The sequence below is a fragment of the Humibacter soli genome (genome assembly GCF_054779035.1).
Map to the genome: position 1 here is coordinate 392737 of NZ_BAAGYX010000001.1, position 15919 is coordinate 408655.

Genomic DNA, 15919 nt, shown 5'->3' on the forward strand with positions numbered 1-15919 from the left:
TGGTGATCGCGGTGCCGTTCTGCGCTCTGCGCAACGTCGTTCGCGTGACGAAACTGAAAACATCCTCGAACTGAATAGGGAGGCCGAAGGTGGATATCGACCTCAGCGTCTTGCGCCTGATGGAGCGTGAACGGGAGATCCCGTTCGACGAACTCGTGGAGATCATCGAGCAGGCGATACTGACGGCCTACCTCAAGCACACCGACCAGGCGTCGCATCGGCACGACCGCGGTCACAGCGAAGAGGCTCCCGCCGCCCGCGTGCACCTCGACCGCAAGACGGGCCACGTGACGGTCTACGTGCCCGAGTTCGACGACGAGGGCAACGTGCTCGGTGAGTCCGAGGACAGCCCGAGCGACTTCGGTCGCATCGCGGCGTTCGCTGCGAAGCAGGTGATCAACCAGCGACTGCGCGATATCCAGGACGACGCGGTGCTCGGCGAGTTCAAGGGCCGCGAGGGCGACATCGTCGCCGGCGTGATCCAGCAGGGGCCGAACCCGCGGATGATCCACGTCGATCTCGGCAGCGTCGAGGCGATCCTTCCCCCGGAGGAACAGGTTCCCGGCGAGGAGTACACGCACGGATCGCGCATCAGGGTCTACGTGACGAGCGTGTCGAAGGGGCCGAAAGGTCCGTCGATCACGGTGTCGCGCACGCACCCTGCGCTGGTGCGCAAGCTGTTCGCGCTCGAGGTCCCCGAGATCGCGAGCGGTGTCGTGGAGATCGTGTCGCTGGCACGTGAAGCCGGACACCGCACCAAGATCGCCGTGCGCGCGAACCAACCGGGAGTGAACGCGAAGGGCGCCTGCATCGGCGAGCTGGGTCAGCGCGTGCGTTCCGTCACTGCAGAGCTGAACAACGAGAAGATCGACATCGTCGACTACTCGCCCGATCTTGCGACGTTCGTCGCGAGTGCCCTGTCGCCTGCGAAGGTGACGAAGGCGTTCGTCGTGGATGACTCGCTGAAGGCCGTTCGCGCCCTGGTGCCCGACTACCAGCTCTCCCTCGCGATCGGCAAGGAGGGTCAGAACGCCCGCCTCGCCGCCAAGCTGACGGGCGCGAAGATCGATATCCAGCCGGATACGGCTGAATAGCGGTCTTCGCGAAAGGCGGCAGCCGGGCGATTCCGGTGGCATCGCCTATGCGGCAGCCTCAGGAAGCCGACGCGGCAGCCGGAAAACACAGACATCCAACCCGACACGGCTGAATAGCGCGCTGCGCGGTCGGTTCTTGTGCTGCGAGAACAGCAACCGTCGCCCGCAACAGCAGACATGCTGCTGTATTCGCGGTGAGAGCGCGACACCTGCTGTTTTCGCGACCGATGGTTCCGCCGTCCGAGCAAGCGCGCGCGGCCAGTGGGGTAAGCTGGTGGCTGTGAGAACGTGCGTCGGATGCCGTTCTCGCGCTCCCCGATCCTCTCTTCTGAGGGTTGTAGCCCGAAATTCACAACTCGTCGCGGACGAGTCTGCACGGATGCCCGGGCGTGGCGCGTGGCTGCATCCGACTTCCGAGTGTCTGACGAAAGCGATCCAACGCAGAGCCTTCGGGCGTGCGCTGAGGGTCGACGGCCCGCTGGACACACGGCCACTAGAGAACAGGCTGAATGGCTAATGGACAACTGATGAGCGGCTCGAAATGAGACCCGTCCACCACTAAGGCTTGCCCCTGCTCGGGCGAGCCCCGAACAGGAGAATTGTGGCTGCAAAACCACGCGTACACGAGATCGCGAGCGAACTGGGCGTCGACAGCAAGGTCGCGCTCGCGAAGCTCAAAGAGCTCGGCGAGTTCGTCAAAGGACCGTCGTCGAGCATCGAACCGCCGGTCGCCCGCAAGCTGAGGGCTGCCCTCGCTGCTGACGGAGCGAAGCCGACGGATGCCGCACCGGCGAAGCCCGCGGCGACACCGGCCTCCAAGCAGGCCGGCACTCCGGCGACCGTTCCGGCTGGTGCGCCGAGACCCGCAGCGCCGAAGCCGCCTGCGCCGGCGCCCGCTCCTGCACCCAAGGTCGAGGCGAAGCCTGCCGAGCGTGCCGAGGCTCCGAAAGAGAAGCCGGCGGATGCCGCTCCGCGTCCGGGAGGGCCGCGCCCGACCGGTACGCCGCGTCCTGGTAACAACCCGTTCTCGAGCTCGCAGGGCATGGGCCAGCGTCCGGCGGGTACGCCGCGTCCTGGTAACAACCCGTTCGCAAGCTCCCAGGGCATGGGCCAGCGCCCCACCCCTGGCAACATCCCGCGTCCGCAGGCGCCGCGTCCCGGTTCGCCGCGACCCGGCGGGCCCCGTCCGGCAGGTGCCGGTCAGCGTGGTCCGCGTCCGGGTGGCGCAGGGGGCCGTCCGGGCGGTTTCCAGCGCCCAGGCGGTGCAGGAGCAGGAGCAGGTACCGGTGCCGGCGGTTTCAACCGCCCGGGCGGTGGCTTCAGCGGTCCGCGTCCCGCAGGTGGTGGCGGCCGTGGCCGTGGCCCAGGCGGTGGCACGGCAGGTGCGTTCGGCCGCGGTGGCGGCAAGAGCAAGGCCCGCAAGTCGAAGCGTACGAAGCGGCAAGAATTCGAGATGCGCGAGGCGCCGTCGATCGGCGGCGTGAGCGTTCCTCGTGGTGACGGCAGCACGGTCATCCGTCTGCGTCGCGGTGCCTCGATCAGCGACTTCGCAGACAAGATCGACGCCAGCCCCGGCAACCTCGTGACCGTGCTGTTCCACCTCGGTGAGATGGCGACGGCCACGGAGTCGCTCGACGAGGCGACGTTCGAGGTGCTCGGTGCCGAGCTGGGTTACAAGATCCAGATCGTGTCCCCGGAGGACGAGGACAAGGAGCTCCTGGAGGGCTTCGACATCGACCTCGAGGCCGAGCTCGAAGACGAGACCGACGAAGACCTCATGGCGCGTCCGCCCGTGGTCACCGTCATGGGTCACGTCGATCACGGTAAGACGAGGCTGCTCGACGCCATCCGCAACACGAACGTTGTCGCGGGCGAGGCCGGTGGCATCACTCAGCACATCGGTGCGTACCAGATCACGACGGTGCACGAGGGCAACGAGCGTCCGATCACCTTCATCGACACCCCTGGTCACGAGGCGTTCACCGCCATGCGTGCCCGTGGTGCTCAGGTGACCGACATCGCGATCCTCGTTGTGGCGGCCGACGACGGCATCATGCCGCAGACGATCGAGGCGCTAAACCACGCCCAGGCGGCCGACGTGCCGATCGTGGTGGCGGTGAACAAGATCGACAAGCCGGATGCCAACCCCGCCAAGGTGCGCCAGCAGCTCACCGAGTTCGGGCTGGTCGCCGAGGAGTACGGCGGCGAGACGATCTTCGTCGACGTGTCGGCTCGCGAGAACATCGGCATCACCGACCTGCTCGACGCCGTGCTGCTCACGGCGGACGCCGGACTCGACCTGCGGGCGAACCCGAACAAGGATGCCCGCGGTGTGGCCATCGAGGCCAAGCTCGACAAGGGCCGCGGTGCTGTCGCGACCGTGCTCATCCAGTCCGGAACCCTGCGCGTCGGCGACTCCATCGTCGCGGGCACGGCATATGGTCGCGTTCGCGCCATGCAGGACGAGAACGGCGACGCCGTGGATGAGGCGCTTCCGTCTCGTCCTGTTCAGGTGCAGGGTCTCTCGAGTGTTCCGCGTGCCGGCGATACCTTCCTCGTCACCGAGGAAGACCGCACGGCGCGTCAGATCGCCGAGAAGCGCGAGGCCGCGGAGCGGAACGCCCAGCTGGCGAAGGCGCGCAAGCGCATCAGCCTCGAGGACTTCACGCGTGCGCTTGAAGAGGGCAAGGTCGAGTCGCTCAACCTCATCATCAAGGGCGATGTCTCCGGTGCCGTCGAGGCGCTGGAGGAGTCGCTGATGAAGATCGAGGTGGACGACAGCGTTCAGCTGCGCATCCTGCACCGTGGTGTGGGTGCGATCACCGAGAGCGACATCGACCTCGCGACGATCGACAACGCGATCGTCATCGGGTTCAACGTGCGCCCCGACGTGAAGGCTCGCGAGCGTGCGGCCCGTGAGGGGATCGACGTGCGGTTCTACTCGGTCATCTACAACGCCATCGACGACATCGAGAACTCGCTCAAGGGCATGCTCAAGCCCGAGTTCGAAGAGGTGCAGTCGGGTGTCGCAGAGATCCGCGAGATCTTCCGCTCCTCGAAGTTCGGCAACATCGCCGGTGTCTACGTTCGCAGCGGTACCATCACGCGCAACGCGAAGGCTCGCGTCATCCGCGATGGTGTCGTCGTCGGCGACAACCTCGCGATCGAGTCGCTGCGTCGCTTCAAGGATGACGTCACCGAGGTTCGCACGGACTTCGAAGCCGGTATCGGCCTCGGCAAGTTCAACGACATCCAGATCGGCGACGAGATCGAGACCATCGAAATGCGAGAGAAACCGCGCGCGTAGCGCGCAGAGAGCGGGGGCCATTTCTGGCCCCCGCGGTTCTCTCGCCGAGCCCGTCCGTGTTTGTTCGCGTGCCCGTCCCTGCCGGGCACGCACGGCGGGCCGCCGTACACGCCGCCGCCCCGACTGGGGCTCGGTAAAGCAACACAGCGCGCGAAGCGCGTCAATTCACGCGCGTAACCCGCGAAGGTTGCCGACCGTCTAGCCTCAGAACACCACCAGCGCCACGTGCGCTCTGCTGCGCCACCCTGGTTGGCGCGATAGAGCGCACATGGCGCAATGACGGACGGAACGAGGCCGGACAGAGGACGGACGGAACGAGAACCCAGCGCCGACGGAGCGCATACGTGGGCGCGGTAAGAGAAGTAGTCGGTAGAAGAGCCGGAAGAGGTAGAACCATGGCTGACGAGGCACGAGCGCGCAAGCTCGCCGATCGCATCAAAGAGGTCGTCGCAAGGCGGCTCGACAAGGGTCTTCGCGACCCGCGCATGGGCTTTGTGACCATCACGGATGTCCGGGTGACGGGCGACCTGCAGCACGCCAGCGTGTTCTACACGGTGTACGGCACGGAGAAGGAGCGCGAGGACTCGGCCGCAGCGTTGAAGGCGGCGACGGGCATGCTCCGCACCGAGGTGGGCCGCAACATCACGACGAGGCTGACGCCGTCGCTGGAGTTCATCCCCGATGCGATTCCCGAGAACGCGCAGCATATCGAGGGCCTACTGCGCGAGGCGCACGAGCGCGACGAGCAGGTCGCCGGGCTGGCGGCATCCGCTCAGTACGCCGGCGAGGAGGACCCGTACGTGAAGCCCCGCGAGGACGACGAGTACGAGTAACCCGCCACCAGCTCGGCCCACGCTGAGCCACCACTAACCCGCCGAGCCACCACCGAATCCACGTGAATTCGGTGGTGGCTCGACGTTTCGGTGGTGGCTCGACGGAAGGGATCGATGTGGGGACGTCGCGGCGAGTGGGTCAGACGAAGCGCACAGCCTGCTGCAGGCGGGTGCGCAGCTCGAAGAGCGCCGTGCCGTCCGGGCGGGGTGTGTCGGCGATGCCGGTGCGCAGAACATGGGGGAGCACCGAGGCTTGAACGACGACGAGCGCGATTCCGCGTGACTTGCCGACCACGTAGATCGGCTGCTCCAGATCGGCGTCGGGCAGCACGACGGCTGCGACGGCGAACTTGACCGCCGCGGCGCGTCCGAGCGTGCGCGCCCGCCCGGCGAGCTCGTGCAACGGCTGACGCTCGAACCCTGACGCCTCACCCTCCGGCACGAGATCGCCGCGCCTGACGATGACGGGTGCGGCCCAGTCCTCGGACTGGATGGCGAAGAGCCCGGTCGGCCCCAGCACCACGTGGTCGATCTTCTCGACGCGTCCTGATGCGGCGGCGACGCGGCCCGTGGCATCCACGTCGTGCCACACGGTGTAGCCGATGCCGAGCGTCGACAGTGCCCGAGCCGTGTTCTCCTCGGCGATGGCGTCGGCGAGGGCATGCTTGATCTCGCGCGGTGCTGAGCGCACGAGGGCAGGATCGTACGGGTTCTCCAGCTCGCGACCGCGGCCAGACCACTCCCTGATCAGCGTGAGGTATCGCTCGCGCGAGAATCCGCCAGGATGACCGTACGTGCGTGTCTGCGGCCTCGACTCCTGGCGGGATGCCCTCGGGGGCTGGGGCGCCCAGGTGTGCGGGGTCTCCTGGGCGCCGTGCCCGCGGTCGTATGCGGCACGTGCGTCCGGGCTTCCGACCACCGCCCATGCCCGCTGCACCGCGTCGAACTGTGCGGCCGAGCCGCCGGTGTCGGGGTGGGCTTGGCGCAGCATCCGCCGATAGGCCTTACGCAGTTCGTCCTGGCTGGCGGACGCCTGCACGCCGAGCACCTCGTACGGCGAGGCGGAGAGCGGACTGTCTGGCATCGAAAGCACAGCTTAACCCGCGAGCGCATCCACGTGTGCGCCGCCCGCGCCCGTGGTGGGAGTCACAGCATTCGTGCGGCCGTCACTCAGCGCGAAGGAGCGTCGGTACGCGGTGGGAGCGACGCCGACGTCGCGCGTGAAGTGGTGGCGGAACAGGGTTGCGCTGCCGAAACCGCAGCTCGCCGCGATCTCGTCGATGGGGGCATCCGTGGTCTCCAACAGCAGTCGCGCGTGCAGCACACGCTGGGCAGTGAGCCACTGCATCGGGGTCACGCCGGTCTCCGCCACGAAGCGTCTGGCGAACGTGCGAGTGGACATGTGGGCGAGCTTCGCGAGTGCTGTCACCGAGTGCTGTTCGTCGAGGTGAGCATCGAGGTAGGCGAGCACGTCGACGAGCTCGTCGCAGTCGGTCTCGGGTACCGGCCGGTTGATGTACTGCCGCTGGCCGCCGTCGCGCTGCGGCGGGACCACCATGTTGCGGGCGATCACGTTCGCCACGCCGCTGCCCAGCTCGCGGCGAACGAGGTGCAGGCACGCGTCGATGCCGGCGGCCGTTCCCGCGCTCGTGATGAGGTCGCCGTCGTCGACGAAGAGCACATCGGGGTCGACGATCGCGGTCGGATGCCTGCGCTGCAGCTCCTCCGCATACCTCCAGTGCGTCGTGCACGGGCGCCCGTCGAGCAGTCCGGCCGCCCCGAGCATGAACGCTCCGGAGCATGCGCTGAGCAGGATGGCGCCACGATCGGATGCCCGGCGGAGAGCGTCGAGCAGCTCTGGCGGATACTCGTCGTCCGATCGGATCTGCTCTGCGGCCAACGCGATGACGTCGGCGTCGTCCATCGCGTCGAACCCGAGTTCCGGTGTCACCTGGACGCCGACCGGTGTGGTCACCGGCACGCCAGGCTCGATGCCGCACACCCTGAAGTCGATCCTGGGCAGGTTCGCATAGGAGCGATCGAGCCCGAACACCTCGCCGAGCACGCCGAATTCGAAGACGGCGAGTCCGTCGATCACGGGCACCGCCACGCTGCGCAACATGCCGGAAAGTCTACTGGCCGAATCTTTATGGAGACAGTCTCTCTGCCATCTGGTGGCAGCATTTGCATGATCGTAACGTCTAAGCCATGACTCAGCACAGTGCATCCACGTCGGGCCTGCCGGTTCTGCAAGGGATCGAGCACGGCTGGGTGCAGAAGCCGGAACGCCGCCGCCGTCCGTTCGCCCTGTGGAAGTGGTTTCCTCGCGAGATCCTGCATCGCGGCGGATCGGTCACCCGCGACCACGAGCGCGCCTATCGAGACCTTCAGGCGGTTCGGGACCACACCGAGTGGGAGTAGCCGTAGCCAGAAGCGGCAGGCCGTCGATCAGGCGTGCGGCAGCGTGAACCCGCCGGGCACCGCGACCGCCAGCCCGTCGGTCAGCAGTCCGGCGAGGGCCCGCTCTCGTTGCTCCTCGTCCGACCACAGTCCGACGAGCTCCTCGGCGGCCACCGGTCGGTGCGTCGATCCGATCTCCCGCAGCAGGATGCCGCGCACCTGCCTGTCGCTGCCCTCGAACCGTTTCTGCGTCTGACGCCTCGCGCCCAGGTAGGGCGGATGGCCGGAGGCGCGCCAGGCACAGGCATCCGCCACCGGGCACTCGCCGCATCGAGGCGATCTCGCGGTGCAGATGACGGCGCCGAGCTCCATCGCTGCGGCGTTGAACACCCTCGCCTCGGCCTCGTCGGCGGGCAGCACGTCGTTCATGGCGGCGAGGTCTCGTCGCGTGTTCGGCGGCGCAGGCTCACCGTGACCGTCGACGCACCGTGCGAGCACACGTCGCACGTTGGTGTCGACGACCGGGTGCCGTTTGCCGTACGCGAAGGCGGCGACAGCTCGCGCCGTGTAGTCGCCGATCCCCGGCAGTGCGAGCAGCTCGTCGACGTCACTCGGCACGATGCCGCCGTGACGCTCCGTGATGGCGACGGCGCAGGCGTGCAGCCGCAGCGCCCTTCGCGGGTAGCCCAGCCCGGACCACGCCCGGATCGCCTCGGCGGGCGGCTCTGAGGCCAGCGCACTCGGCGTCGGCCATCGCTCCAGCCACTCCTGCAGTCGTGGGATGACGCGAACCACGGGTGTCTGCTGCAGCATCACCTCGCTGACCAGGATGCCCCAGGCGCCGAATCCCGGGCGTCGCCACGGCAGGTCTCGCGCCTCCCGCCGGAACCAGGCGTTCAGCGTGACGGCGAGGTCGCCCGGCGTCGAGGCGCGGGAGTCGTGCTTGATGGACGCCGCGGGCATGCGCACAGCGTAGTCGGCACGGCGTGGCCGTGCGCCCCTCACCTTAAACTGGCGGCATGGAGCTGGCGACCACCCCGAGAACCGCGTTCCTCCGCGATCTGAGGGCCGAGATCGTGCACAACTACCCGGCCGGTCGGGTCATCGTGGCCGTCGATGGTGCAGAGGGGTCGGGAACGGACGAGTTCGCGGATGACCTCGCCGCTGTCTTCCGTGAAGCGGGCACGGCGACGGCGCGGGCATCCATGCGTGATTTCCACCTGCCCCGTGAGACACGGCATGCCAGCGGCCCCGCCGATCCGGGCGACTACTACCTGCGCTCGTTCGACTACGAGACCCTCAGACGCGTGCTCATCGGCCCGTTCCAGATGGCGGGCTCGACCGGTTTTCAGACGACGGCGTTCGACGTGCGCCGCAATGCGCCAGTGGTCTCGGCATGGTCGACCGGTCCCGCTGACCTGGTGCTGGTAGTCGACGGCCCGTTCCTGCTCAGGCCCGCGATCCGGGGCGCCTGGAACTACTCGGTGCTGCTCGACGTGCCGTTGACCGAGGTGTACGCGCGGCTGGCGGCGGGCCAGGGACGCGACCCGGACCCGGATGCACCGTCGAACGCCCGCTACGTCGGCGGATGGCGTCGGTACGGCGCCGAAGAGGAGCCTCAGTTCCTGGCGTCGGTCGTGGTCGATCTGTCGGACCAGTGGAATCCGCGTCGGGAGTACCCAGACACCGGCTGCGCCTGCTTCTGAGTGCGGCTCCGCCTCAGCGCACGGGGAGGGCTGCGGCGTCCTCGCGGGGCAGGAACGTGCCGGAGCGCTCGAGCTCGTGCACCGTGGCGACGATCGCCTCGTTCACGGGCGCTGGCCGGTCGATCGCCGTGGCGGCGCGAACGACGGCGCCGTTGAGGTAGTCGATCTCGGTCATCCGTCCGCGACGTCGACTCTGCAGCGTCGATCCCAGGTTGGGCACGGACCCCATGCGCCTGGCCATCAGCAGCGGCAGCGCACGCGCCGCCCAGAGGGGAAGCTTGGCGAAGGCACGCAGCAGCGCGTTGCCGAGGCCCTGGACGCTCTCGTACCGCACGCCGCTGCCGATCCCGATGAGCACCGCCTCGCGCATCGATGCGGTGACCACGCGGCCGAGCGCCCGGTCGCGGATCGTCTCCTGCACGCTCAGCCCCGTGATGGCAGGCATGGCGTTGACCATGTTGATGATGAGCTTCGACCACTGGGCGCCGAGGAAGTTGCCGACCGCGGCCGCCGGCATCACTGCGCCGAGCACGGCAGCCGCGCGAGTGGCGGCGTCCGTCGGCTCGCCCGCTCCGTCGCCGAGGTAGGTGCCGCCCGTGGCGGTGACCGTCACGTGGCCGGGTTCGACGTACTGAGCCGCGTAGAGCGCGAGTCCGCCGACGAGGTCCGAGTCGGTCAGGATGCCGCCCGCCACCTCGAGCGCGTCCAGGCCGTTCTGCACGATCACCACCGTGATCCCGTGCAGGTGCTCTGCGTTGTCTCGCAGGGCGGATTCCGCATCCTGCGCCTTCGTGCACACGAACGCCAGCTCTGGCGTGCGGCTGAGCCGCTCCGCCGCCGCGACGCGTGCGGTGTGCTCGCCCCACGCGCCGTCGAACCGAAGGCCGTTCTCCCGGATGGCGGCGAGGCCGTCACCACGAGCCGTGACCTCCACGTCGTGACCGGCGCGATCGAGCAGCGCCGCAATGGTGCCGCCGATCGCGCCGGTTCCGATGATTCCGATGCGCACCAGGTCAGCCTATGGTCACGGTCTGACCCGGGATGTCACGCTGTCCGCGCTCAGGCGACGGGTGCGCCGGCGATCACCTCCGCCTCGGTCGTCGACTCCGCTTCTACCGCCTCGCGCGTCGAGGTGCGCGGTGTGCGACCGATGGGAAGGAACAGCGCGATGATCGCCGCGCCCGCCAGCACCCACGCTCCGACGGCGACGGCCGGGATGGCTGCGTGCACGTATCCGGTCGGGGTCAGCGTGCCGCCTGCACCGGTGAACACCGCGGTGAGAACGGCGACGCCGAGCGCGACGCCGATCTCGCGCAGGGTCGCGTTGGTGCCGGACGCCTTCGCGTGATCCTGTTCGCCGAACCCGGCCAGCACAGCGGTCGAGCTGGGCGCGAACACCAGACCCATGCCGATCCCGGCGAGCAGGAAGGGCGGAACCATGGCGGCGAACGACGTGTCTGGGGCGAGGATCGCGGCGACCCAGAACATCGCGACCGACTGGAACACCAGTCCGACGACGATCGGCAGCCGCGTGCCGAACAGCGGAACCAGCACGGCCCCGGTGAGGGGCGCGATCACCATCGGGGCGAGCGTCCACGGCATGGTCATCAGGCCGGCCTCGAGGGGAGTGTGGCCCTGCACGACCTGCAGGAACTGGATCAGGATGAACACCGCGCCGAAGATGCCGAAGCTGAACGCCACTCCGACGAGGTTCGCCACCGAGAAGCTCCTGTTGCGGAAGAGGCGCAGCGGCAGCAGGGGAGCTGTCGCCCTGGTCTCCCACCACACGAATGCGAGCAGCAGCACCCCGCCGCCGATCAGCGCGGTCAGCACCTCGCCGCTGTCCCAGCCGAGGTCGTTGCCGCGAACGATGCCGAACACGACCGCGAACACCCCGACACCGACGAGCACCACACCGAGCAGGTCGGCCCGAAGCCGTGCGCCGAACGAGTTCGGCAGCGTGAGGAGCACGAGCGGGATCGCGATGATGCCGAACGGAACGTTGAGCCAGAAGATGGCCTGCCAGTTCCAGCCCTGCACGACGGCGCCGCCGACGAGCGGGCCGAGTGCGACGCCGAGGCCGGAGACGCCTCCCCAGATGCCGATGGCTGCCGGGCGCATCCGCTCGCTCACCGATCCGGCCAGCAACGTCAGCGAGAGCGGCATGATCGCCGCGGCACCCGCGCCCTGAATGGCTCGGAACGTGATGAGCTCGGCCGGCGAGGTCGCCAGTGCCGACGCCGCGCTCGCCAGCGTGAACAAGGCGATGCCGATCACGAAGACCGTGCGTCTGCCGAAGCGATCGCCCAGCGCGACCGAGAGCAGGATGAACGTGGCGAACGAGAGGCTGTAGGCGTTGACCACCCACTGCAGCTCCTCGATCGAGGCCGAGAGGTCTTGAGCGATCTTCGGCAGGGCATTCGTGACAACGAGGTTGTCGAGCGTCGCCATGAACATCGGGAGGGATGCCGCCACGATGGCGAGCCAGGTCGGCACGCGCCTGCGCTGCGCGGTTGCGATCGTCATGAGCGTCTCCAGATCGAAGGAAGTTGATGTAATCGAATGATTACAAGACGAGACATTAGTAATCGACTGATAACATGTCAAGCGTGACTTCGGAACAGACGACGACCGACCCGGCGAAGGTGCCGCAGGAGCGCGTCTCGGCGACGGTTCGCCGCGAGCAGATCCTCGCTGCGGCCAGCCAGGTGTTCGGCGAGCGCGGCTACATCGGTGCGACCACGGACCAGGTAGCGCAAGCAGCAGGCATCAGCCAGCCGTACGTGGTGCGCATGTTCGGCAGCAAGGAGAATCTCTTCGTCGAGGTTCTGGGCCGCGCGCTCCAGAAGCTGCTCGACGCGTTCCGCGCTGCGCTGGCCGAGTCGAAGGAGGCGGGCGACGACCTGGAGGCGCGGATGACCCGCCTCGGTGCTGCGTACGCGGATCTCATCGTCGACCGGGGCATCCTGATGTCGCTCATGCAGGGGTTCGTGGCGGGCCATGAGCCGGCGATCGGCGCCAAGTCCAGGGCCGGGTTCATGGAGCTCTACACCCTGCTGCGCAACGAAGCGGGCTTCGAACCGGACCTGATCGTGGACTTCCTCGCCCACGGCATGCTCTTCAACACGCTCATCGCCATGCGGATGCTCGAGCAGTACGACTCCGACGACGCGTGCATTCCCGAGTTGCTCGCGCACACGTTCCGCACCAAGCTCGATGTCGTGATGAATGTGGTTGTCGGCCAGCCCGACGCGGCGTCGACGGCAGAAGCGATCCGCGCGCGGACCACTGCGTGAGCGCGCCGAACGGCATCCTGGTCGTCGACAAGCCGGCCGGGTGGACGAGTCATGACGTCGTCGCGCGCACCCGCAGACTGGCGAACACCCGCAAAGTCGGGCACGCGGGCACGCTCGACCCCATGGCAACCGGAGTGCTGGTGCTGGGTCTCGGCCCCTCGACCAGACTGCTCACGTATGTCGTCGGATCCGACAAGGAGTACCTGGCGACGATCCGACTCGGCGCCTCGACCACGACGGACGACGCAGAGGGCGAGAACCTCGGCTGGGCACCCGTCGACCGCATCGGTGCCGTCACTCCGGAGCGTCTGGCGGCGGCGATCGAGCACCTCACCGGAGACATCGAGCAGGTGCCGAGCAGCGTGTCGGCCATCAAGGTCGACGGCAAGCGCGCTTACGCCAAGGTTCGGGCGGGTGAGCAGGTCGAGCTGAAGTCCCGGCCCGTGACCGTCTCGGTGTTCGAGGTGCTCGACACCCGCGAGGTGACGGTCGACGAGCACGTCGCGCTCGACGTGGACGTTCGCGTGGTGTGCTCGTCGGGAACCTACGTGCGAGCCCTCGCGAGAGACCTCGGGGTCGCACTCTGGTGCGGCGGCCACCTGACGGCGCTCCGCCGCACCAGGGTCGGACCGTTCGAGGTGGAGGATGCCCGCGCCCTCGACGACCTCGACGTGGCGGCCGCGCTCGTCCCGCCCGCGCACGCCGCGGCATCCCTCTTCCCCGTGCTCGAACTCAGCAGCGAACAGGCGGTCGACCTGGGCCACGGCAAGAAGGTGCCGGTCGAGTCAGGCGACGCAGAGACGACCGCTGCCGTCGCGCCAGACGGGCGCCTGGTAGGCCTCGCCACCGTACGCAAGGGTGTCGCACGCACGATCGTGAACTTCCCCGATGAGCAGACCGCGGTCGCCGACCGAGACGAGGAGGCCCGGTGATCGAGTGGTTCACCACGGTGCAGGTTTTCGTGGCGCTGGCGGCGGGCATCCTGTGTCTCGTCGTCGGCTTCATCGGCCGGCCCCCGAACGACCTGACGCTCGGCGCCATCGCGCTCGTCGAGCTGCTGCTCGTCATCCAGCTGGTCATCACGATCGTGGCGCCGCTGGTCGGAAACGACCCGACGGGCTCACTCGGCGAGTTCTACATCTATCTGATCTCGGCGCTGATCCTGCCCGTCGCCGGCGCGTTCTGGAGTCTCATCGAGCGCACCAGGTGGAGCACCGTGGTGCTCGGCGTCGTCGGGCTGGCCATCGCTGTCATGGTCTACCGCATGGGCCAGATCTGGTTCGTGCAGGGCACCCCCTAAGCACCATCGCCGCTCGTGGGCCTCGTCGCCGTCATCCGCGGCGCGCAGCGATAATGGAGTGACATGTCCGAGAATCATTCCGCGCGCGCGGCGTCGTCCGCACCTGCAGCGCCCGACGACTCCTCTTCTTCTTCTGCGACGACCCCTGAACGTTCCGGCCGCAGGATGACCGGGGTCGGCCGCGTGCTCGTGGCTGTGTACGGCATCCTGGCGCTGGCCGCCACGGGTCGCAGTGTGTTCCAGATCATCGATCACTTCTCGCTCGCGCCGGTGGCCTTCATCCTGTCCGCCTTCTCGGCCGTGATCTACATCGTCGCCACGATCGCGCTGATCGCGCCAGGACGCGTCTGGTACCGGGTGGCATGGATCACCATCTCGATCGAGCTGGTCGGCGTGATCGTCGTCGGCACCATCACCACGTTCGCACCAGAGCTGTTCGGCGCGGGCGTCGGCGACCCGTTCGGTGACAACTCGACGGTGTGGTCCACTTACGGGGCCGGTTATCTGTTCATCCCGCTCGTGCTTCCCGTGCTCGGAATGCTCTGGCTCGCGCGCCACAAGCCGGCCCCTGCCACGTCAACCGACCCTGCGGCCGGGGCATGAGGATCTTCCGCTCCATCGACGAGATTCCGTCTGACTTCGGGCCGAGCGCGGTCACGGTCGGAAAGTTCGACGGCGTTCACCTCGGGCACCGCGCCGTCATCGGGCGCCTGCTGCAGGTCGCGCGCGACGCCGGTCTGGCATCCGTTGTCGTGACGTTCGATCGCAACCCGATGTCGGTCGTCGCACCCGACCGCTGCCCCGAAGACCTCGTCAGCCTCGAGCAGAAGCTCGACCTTCTCGAGCAGACCGGAATCGACGCCGTGCTCGTTCTGGCGTTCGATCTCGCGCTGTCGCGCGTGCCGGCAGAGGACTTCGTCGAGCGCTATCTCGTGTCGCGTCTGCATGCGAAGAAACTGCTGGTCGGCAGCGACTTCAGGTACGGGGCGAAGGGTGCTGGGGATGTCGCACTTCTACGAACCCTCGGTGAACGCGACGGCTTCGACGTGCAGCTCATCGACGACGTGCGCCCCGACGGGCACGATCGCGTGTCATCCACCTGGATCCGCAGCCTGCTCGCCGATGGCGACGTCGCGTACGCCGGTGTGCTGCTCGGCCGGGCTCCGACCGTGCGCGGACTCGTGGTGCACGGCGCGATGCGTGGTCGCGAGCTGGGATTCCCGACCGCGAACCTGTCGCCGCAGAGCGACGGCCTGATCCCGGCCGACGGGGTGTACGCAGGCTGGCTGATCGACGGAGGAGTGCGTCATCCCGCCGCCATCTCGGTCGGTGACAACCCGACCTTCGAGGGCGTTCCGCAACGGCAGGTCGAGGCGTACGTGATCGGGGAAGACCTCGATCTCTACGACCACGTGGTCGACGTGGAGTTCACGCGGCGCATCCGCGGCATGGTGGCGTACTCGGGCATCGATCCCCTCATCGCCCAGATGCACGCCGACGTCGCGGAGGCCTCGGCGATCCTCGGTCGCTGACGGTTCTGCCATACATCGCACTCACACGCCGCTCGCCGAATTCTGCTTCGTGTCGATTCGGCGCGGACGCGCGAAGAGTGCGACAACACCGGCCACGAGCGCGATGACGATCCCGATCAGCTGCAGGTAGATGCCAGCCAGCTGTCCGGCGGTTGCACCCGACGAGAGCAGGCTGACCGTGGTCCCCGAGGCCAAGGCGCCGACGGTCAGGAACACTGCGACGGCCAGTCCGAGAATGACGATCCACCGCCAGCGCACCACAACGACCACCAAGGCGGCGACCGCCAGGATGATCGGCCCCGGCGGAACCGGGGGGAACCCGGGAACACCGGTCAGGAACTGCACGAGAACACCGACGGCAGCGAGCAGGAGGCCGCCGGCGTGCAGCCACGGTGCGACACCGAGACGGGACGTCGTTCGTACTTCACTCTGAGTCATGCTTCGAGGCTCG

At 68.0% G+C, this 15919-nt stretch carries 17 protein-coding genes; 11 read left to right on the plus strand and 6 right to left on the minus strand.

Features of this window, described 5'->3' with window-relative positions:
* Positions 1-89: 89 nt before the first annotated feature.
* From nusA to rbfA, 4 genes are all read left to right on the plus strand, one after another.
* The gene (gene nusA / locus ACYVDN_RS01730; protein WP_460567837.1) at positions 90-1094 is read left to right on the plus strand and encodes a transcription termination/antitermination protein NusA; all 1005 of its coding nucleotides are present in this window, start codon (positions 90-92) and stop codon (positions 1092-1094) included.
* A gap of 280 nt (positions 1095-1374) precedes the next feature.
* The gene (locus ACYVDN_RS01735) at positions 1375-1611 is read left to right on the plus strand and encodes a YlxR family protein (RefSeq protein ID WP_460572188.1); all 237 of its coding nucleotides are present in this window, start codon (positions 1375-1377) and stop codon (positions 1609-1611) included.
* Between the two features lie 84 nt (positions 1612-1695).
* Positions 1696-4401 (plus strand): translation initiation factor IF-2, encoded by a 2706-nt coding sequence (gene infB, locus ACYVDN_RS01740; RefSeq protein ID WP_460567839.1) that lies wholly within the window; start codon positions 1696-1698, stop codon positions 4399-4401.
* Positions 4402-4796: 395 nt separating this feature from the next.
* A complete protein-coding gene (gene rbfA / locus ACYVDN_RS01745; RefSeq protein ID WP_460567841.1) occupies positions 4797-5234 on the plus strand; it encodes a ribosome-binding factor A in 438 nt (145 codons plus the stop codon).
* A gap of 139 nt (positions 5235-5373) precedes the next feature.
* Here the strand turns inward: rbfA and ACYVDN_RS01750 are convergent, their stop codons facing one another.
* On the minus strand, positions 5374-6318 hold the full coding sequence (locus ACYVDN_RS01750) for a J domain-containing protein (RefSeq protein ID WP_460567843.1): 945 nt from the start codon (positions 6316-6318) through the stop codon (positions 5374-5376).
* Between the two features lie 12 nt (positions 6319-6330).
* The gene (locus ACYVDN_RS01755) at positions 6331-7356 is read right to left on the minus strand and encodes a helix-turn-helix domain-containing protein (RefSeq protein WP_460567845.1); all 1026 of its coding nucleotides are present in this window, start codon (positions 7354-7356) and stop codon (positions 6331-6333) included.
* A gap of 86 nt (positions 7357-7442) precedes the next feature.
* On the opposite strand from ACYVDN_RS01755, the gene ACYVDN_RS01760 reads away from it, so the two are divergent.
* Positions 7443-7655, plus strand: coding sequence for a hypothetical protein (locus tag ACYVDN_RS01760; RefSeq protein WP_460567847.1), 213 nt, complete (start codon positions 7443-7445; stop codon positions 7653-7655).
* 27 nt (positions 7656-7682) lie between these two features.
* Here ACYVDN_RS01760 and ACYVDN_RS01765 read toward each other — a convergent pair whose 3' ends face one another.
* On the minus strand, positions 7683-8597 hold the full coding sequence (locus ACYVDN_RS01765; RefSeq protein ID WP_460567849.1) for an HhH-GPD family protein: 915 nt from the start codon (positions 8595-8597) through the stop codon (positions 7683-7685).
* Between the two features lie 56 nt (positions 8598-8653).
* On the opposite strand from ACYVDN_RS01765, the gene ACYVDN_RS01770 reads away from it, so the two are divergent.
* On the plus strand, positions 8654-9340 hold the full coding sequence (locus tag ACYVDN_RS01770) for a nucleoside/nucleotide kinase family protein (protein WP_460567851.1): 687 nt from the start codon (positions 8654-8656) through the stop codon (positions 9338-9340).
* Positions 9341-9353: 13 nt separating this feature from the next.
* Here the strand turns inward: ACYVDN_RS01770 and ACYVDN_RS01775 are convergent, their stop codons facing one another.
* Positions 9354-10349, minus strand: a complete 996-nt coding sequence (locus ACYVDN_RS01775; RefSeq protein ID WP_460567853.1) for a ketopantoate reductase family protein — start codon at positions 10347-10349, stop codon at positions 9354-9356.
* A 50-nt stretch (positions 10350-10399) separates the two neighbouring features.
* Positions 10400-11866 carry an efflux MFS transporter permease gene (locus ACYVDN_RS01780; RefSeq protein ID WP_460567855.1) on the minus strand — a complete coding sequence of 489 codons (1467 nt, stop codon included), beginning with the start codon at positions 11864-11866 and terminating at the stop codon, positions 10400-10402.
* Between the two features lie 83 nt (positions 11867-11949).
* Between ACYVDN_RS01780 and ACYVDN_RS01785 the strand changes: the two genes are divergently transcribed.
* From ACYVDN_RS01785 to ACYVDN_RS01805, 5 genes are all read left to right on the plus strand, one after another.
* Positions 11950-12636, plus strand: coding sequence for a TetR/AcrR family transcriptional regulator (locus ACYVDN_RS01785; protein WP_460567857.1), 687 nt, complete (start codon positions 11950-11952; stop codon positions 12634-12636).
* Positions 12633-13568 (plus strand): tRNA pseudouridine synthase B, encoded by a 936-nt coding sequence (gene truB / locus ACYVDN_RS01790; protein WP_460567858.1) that lies wholly within the window; start codon positions 12633-12635, stop codon positions 13566-13568. The genes ACYVDN_RS01785 and truB overlap by 4 nt, the downstream gene beginning before the upstream one ends.
* Positions 13565-13936: a hypothetical protein gene (locus tag ACYVDN_RS01795; protein ID WP_460567860.1), complete on the plus strand. Its 372-nt coding sequence runs from the start codon at positions 13565-13567 to the stop codon at positions 13934-13936. The genes truB and ACYVDN_RS01795 overlap by 4 nt, the downstream gene beginning before the upstream one ends.
* A 165-nt stretch (positions 13937-14101) precedes the next feature.
* Entirely contained in the window at positions 14102-14539 is a 438-nt protein-coding gene (locus ACYVDN_RS01800; protein WP_460572190.1) for a hypothetical protein, read from the plus strand.
* Positions 14536-15468 carry a bifunctional riboflavin kinase/FMN adenylyltransferase gene (locus ACYVDN_RS01805; protein WP_460567862.1) on the plus strand — a complete coding sequence of 311 codons (933 nt, stop codon included), beginning with the start codon at positions 14536-14538 and terminating at the stop codon, positions 15466-15468. The genes ACYVDN_RS01800 and ACYVDN_RS01805 overlap by 4 nt, the downstream gene beginning before the upstream one ends.
* A gap of 21 nt (positions 15469-15489) precedes the next feature.
* Here the strand turns inward: ACYVDN_RS01805 and ACYVDN_RS01810 are convergent, their stop codons facing one another.
* Positions 15490-15906, minus strand: a complete 417-nt coding sequence (locus ACYVDN_RS01810) for a hypothetical protein (RefSeq protein ID WP_460567864.1) — start codon at positions 15904-15906, stop codon at positions 15490-15492.
* Positions 15907-15919: the final 13 nt, after the last annotated feature.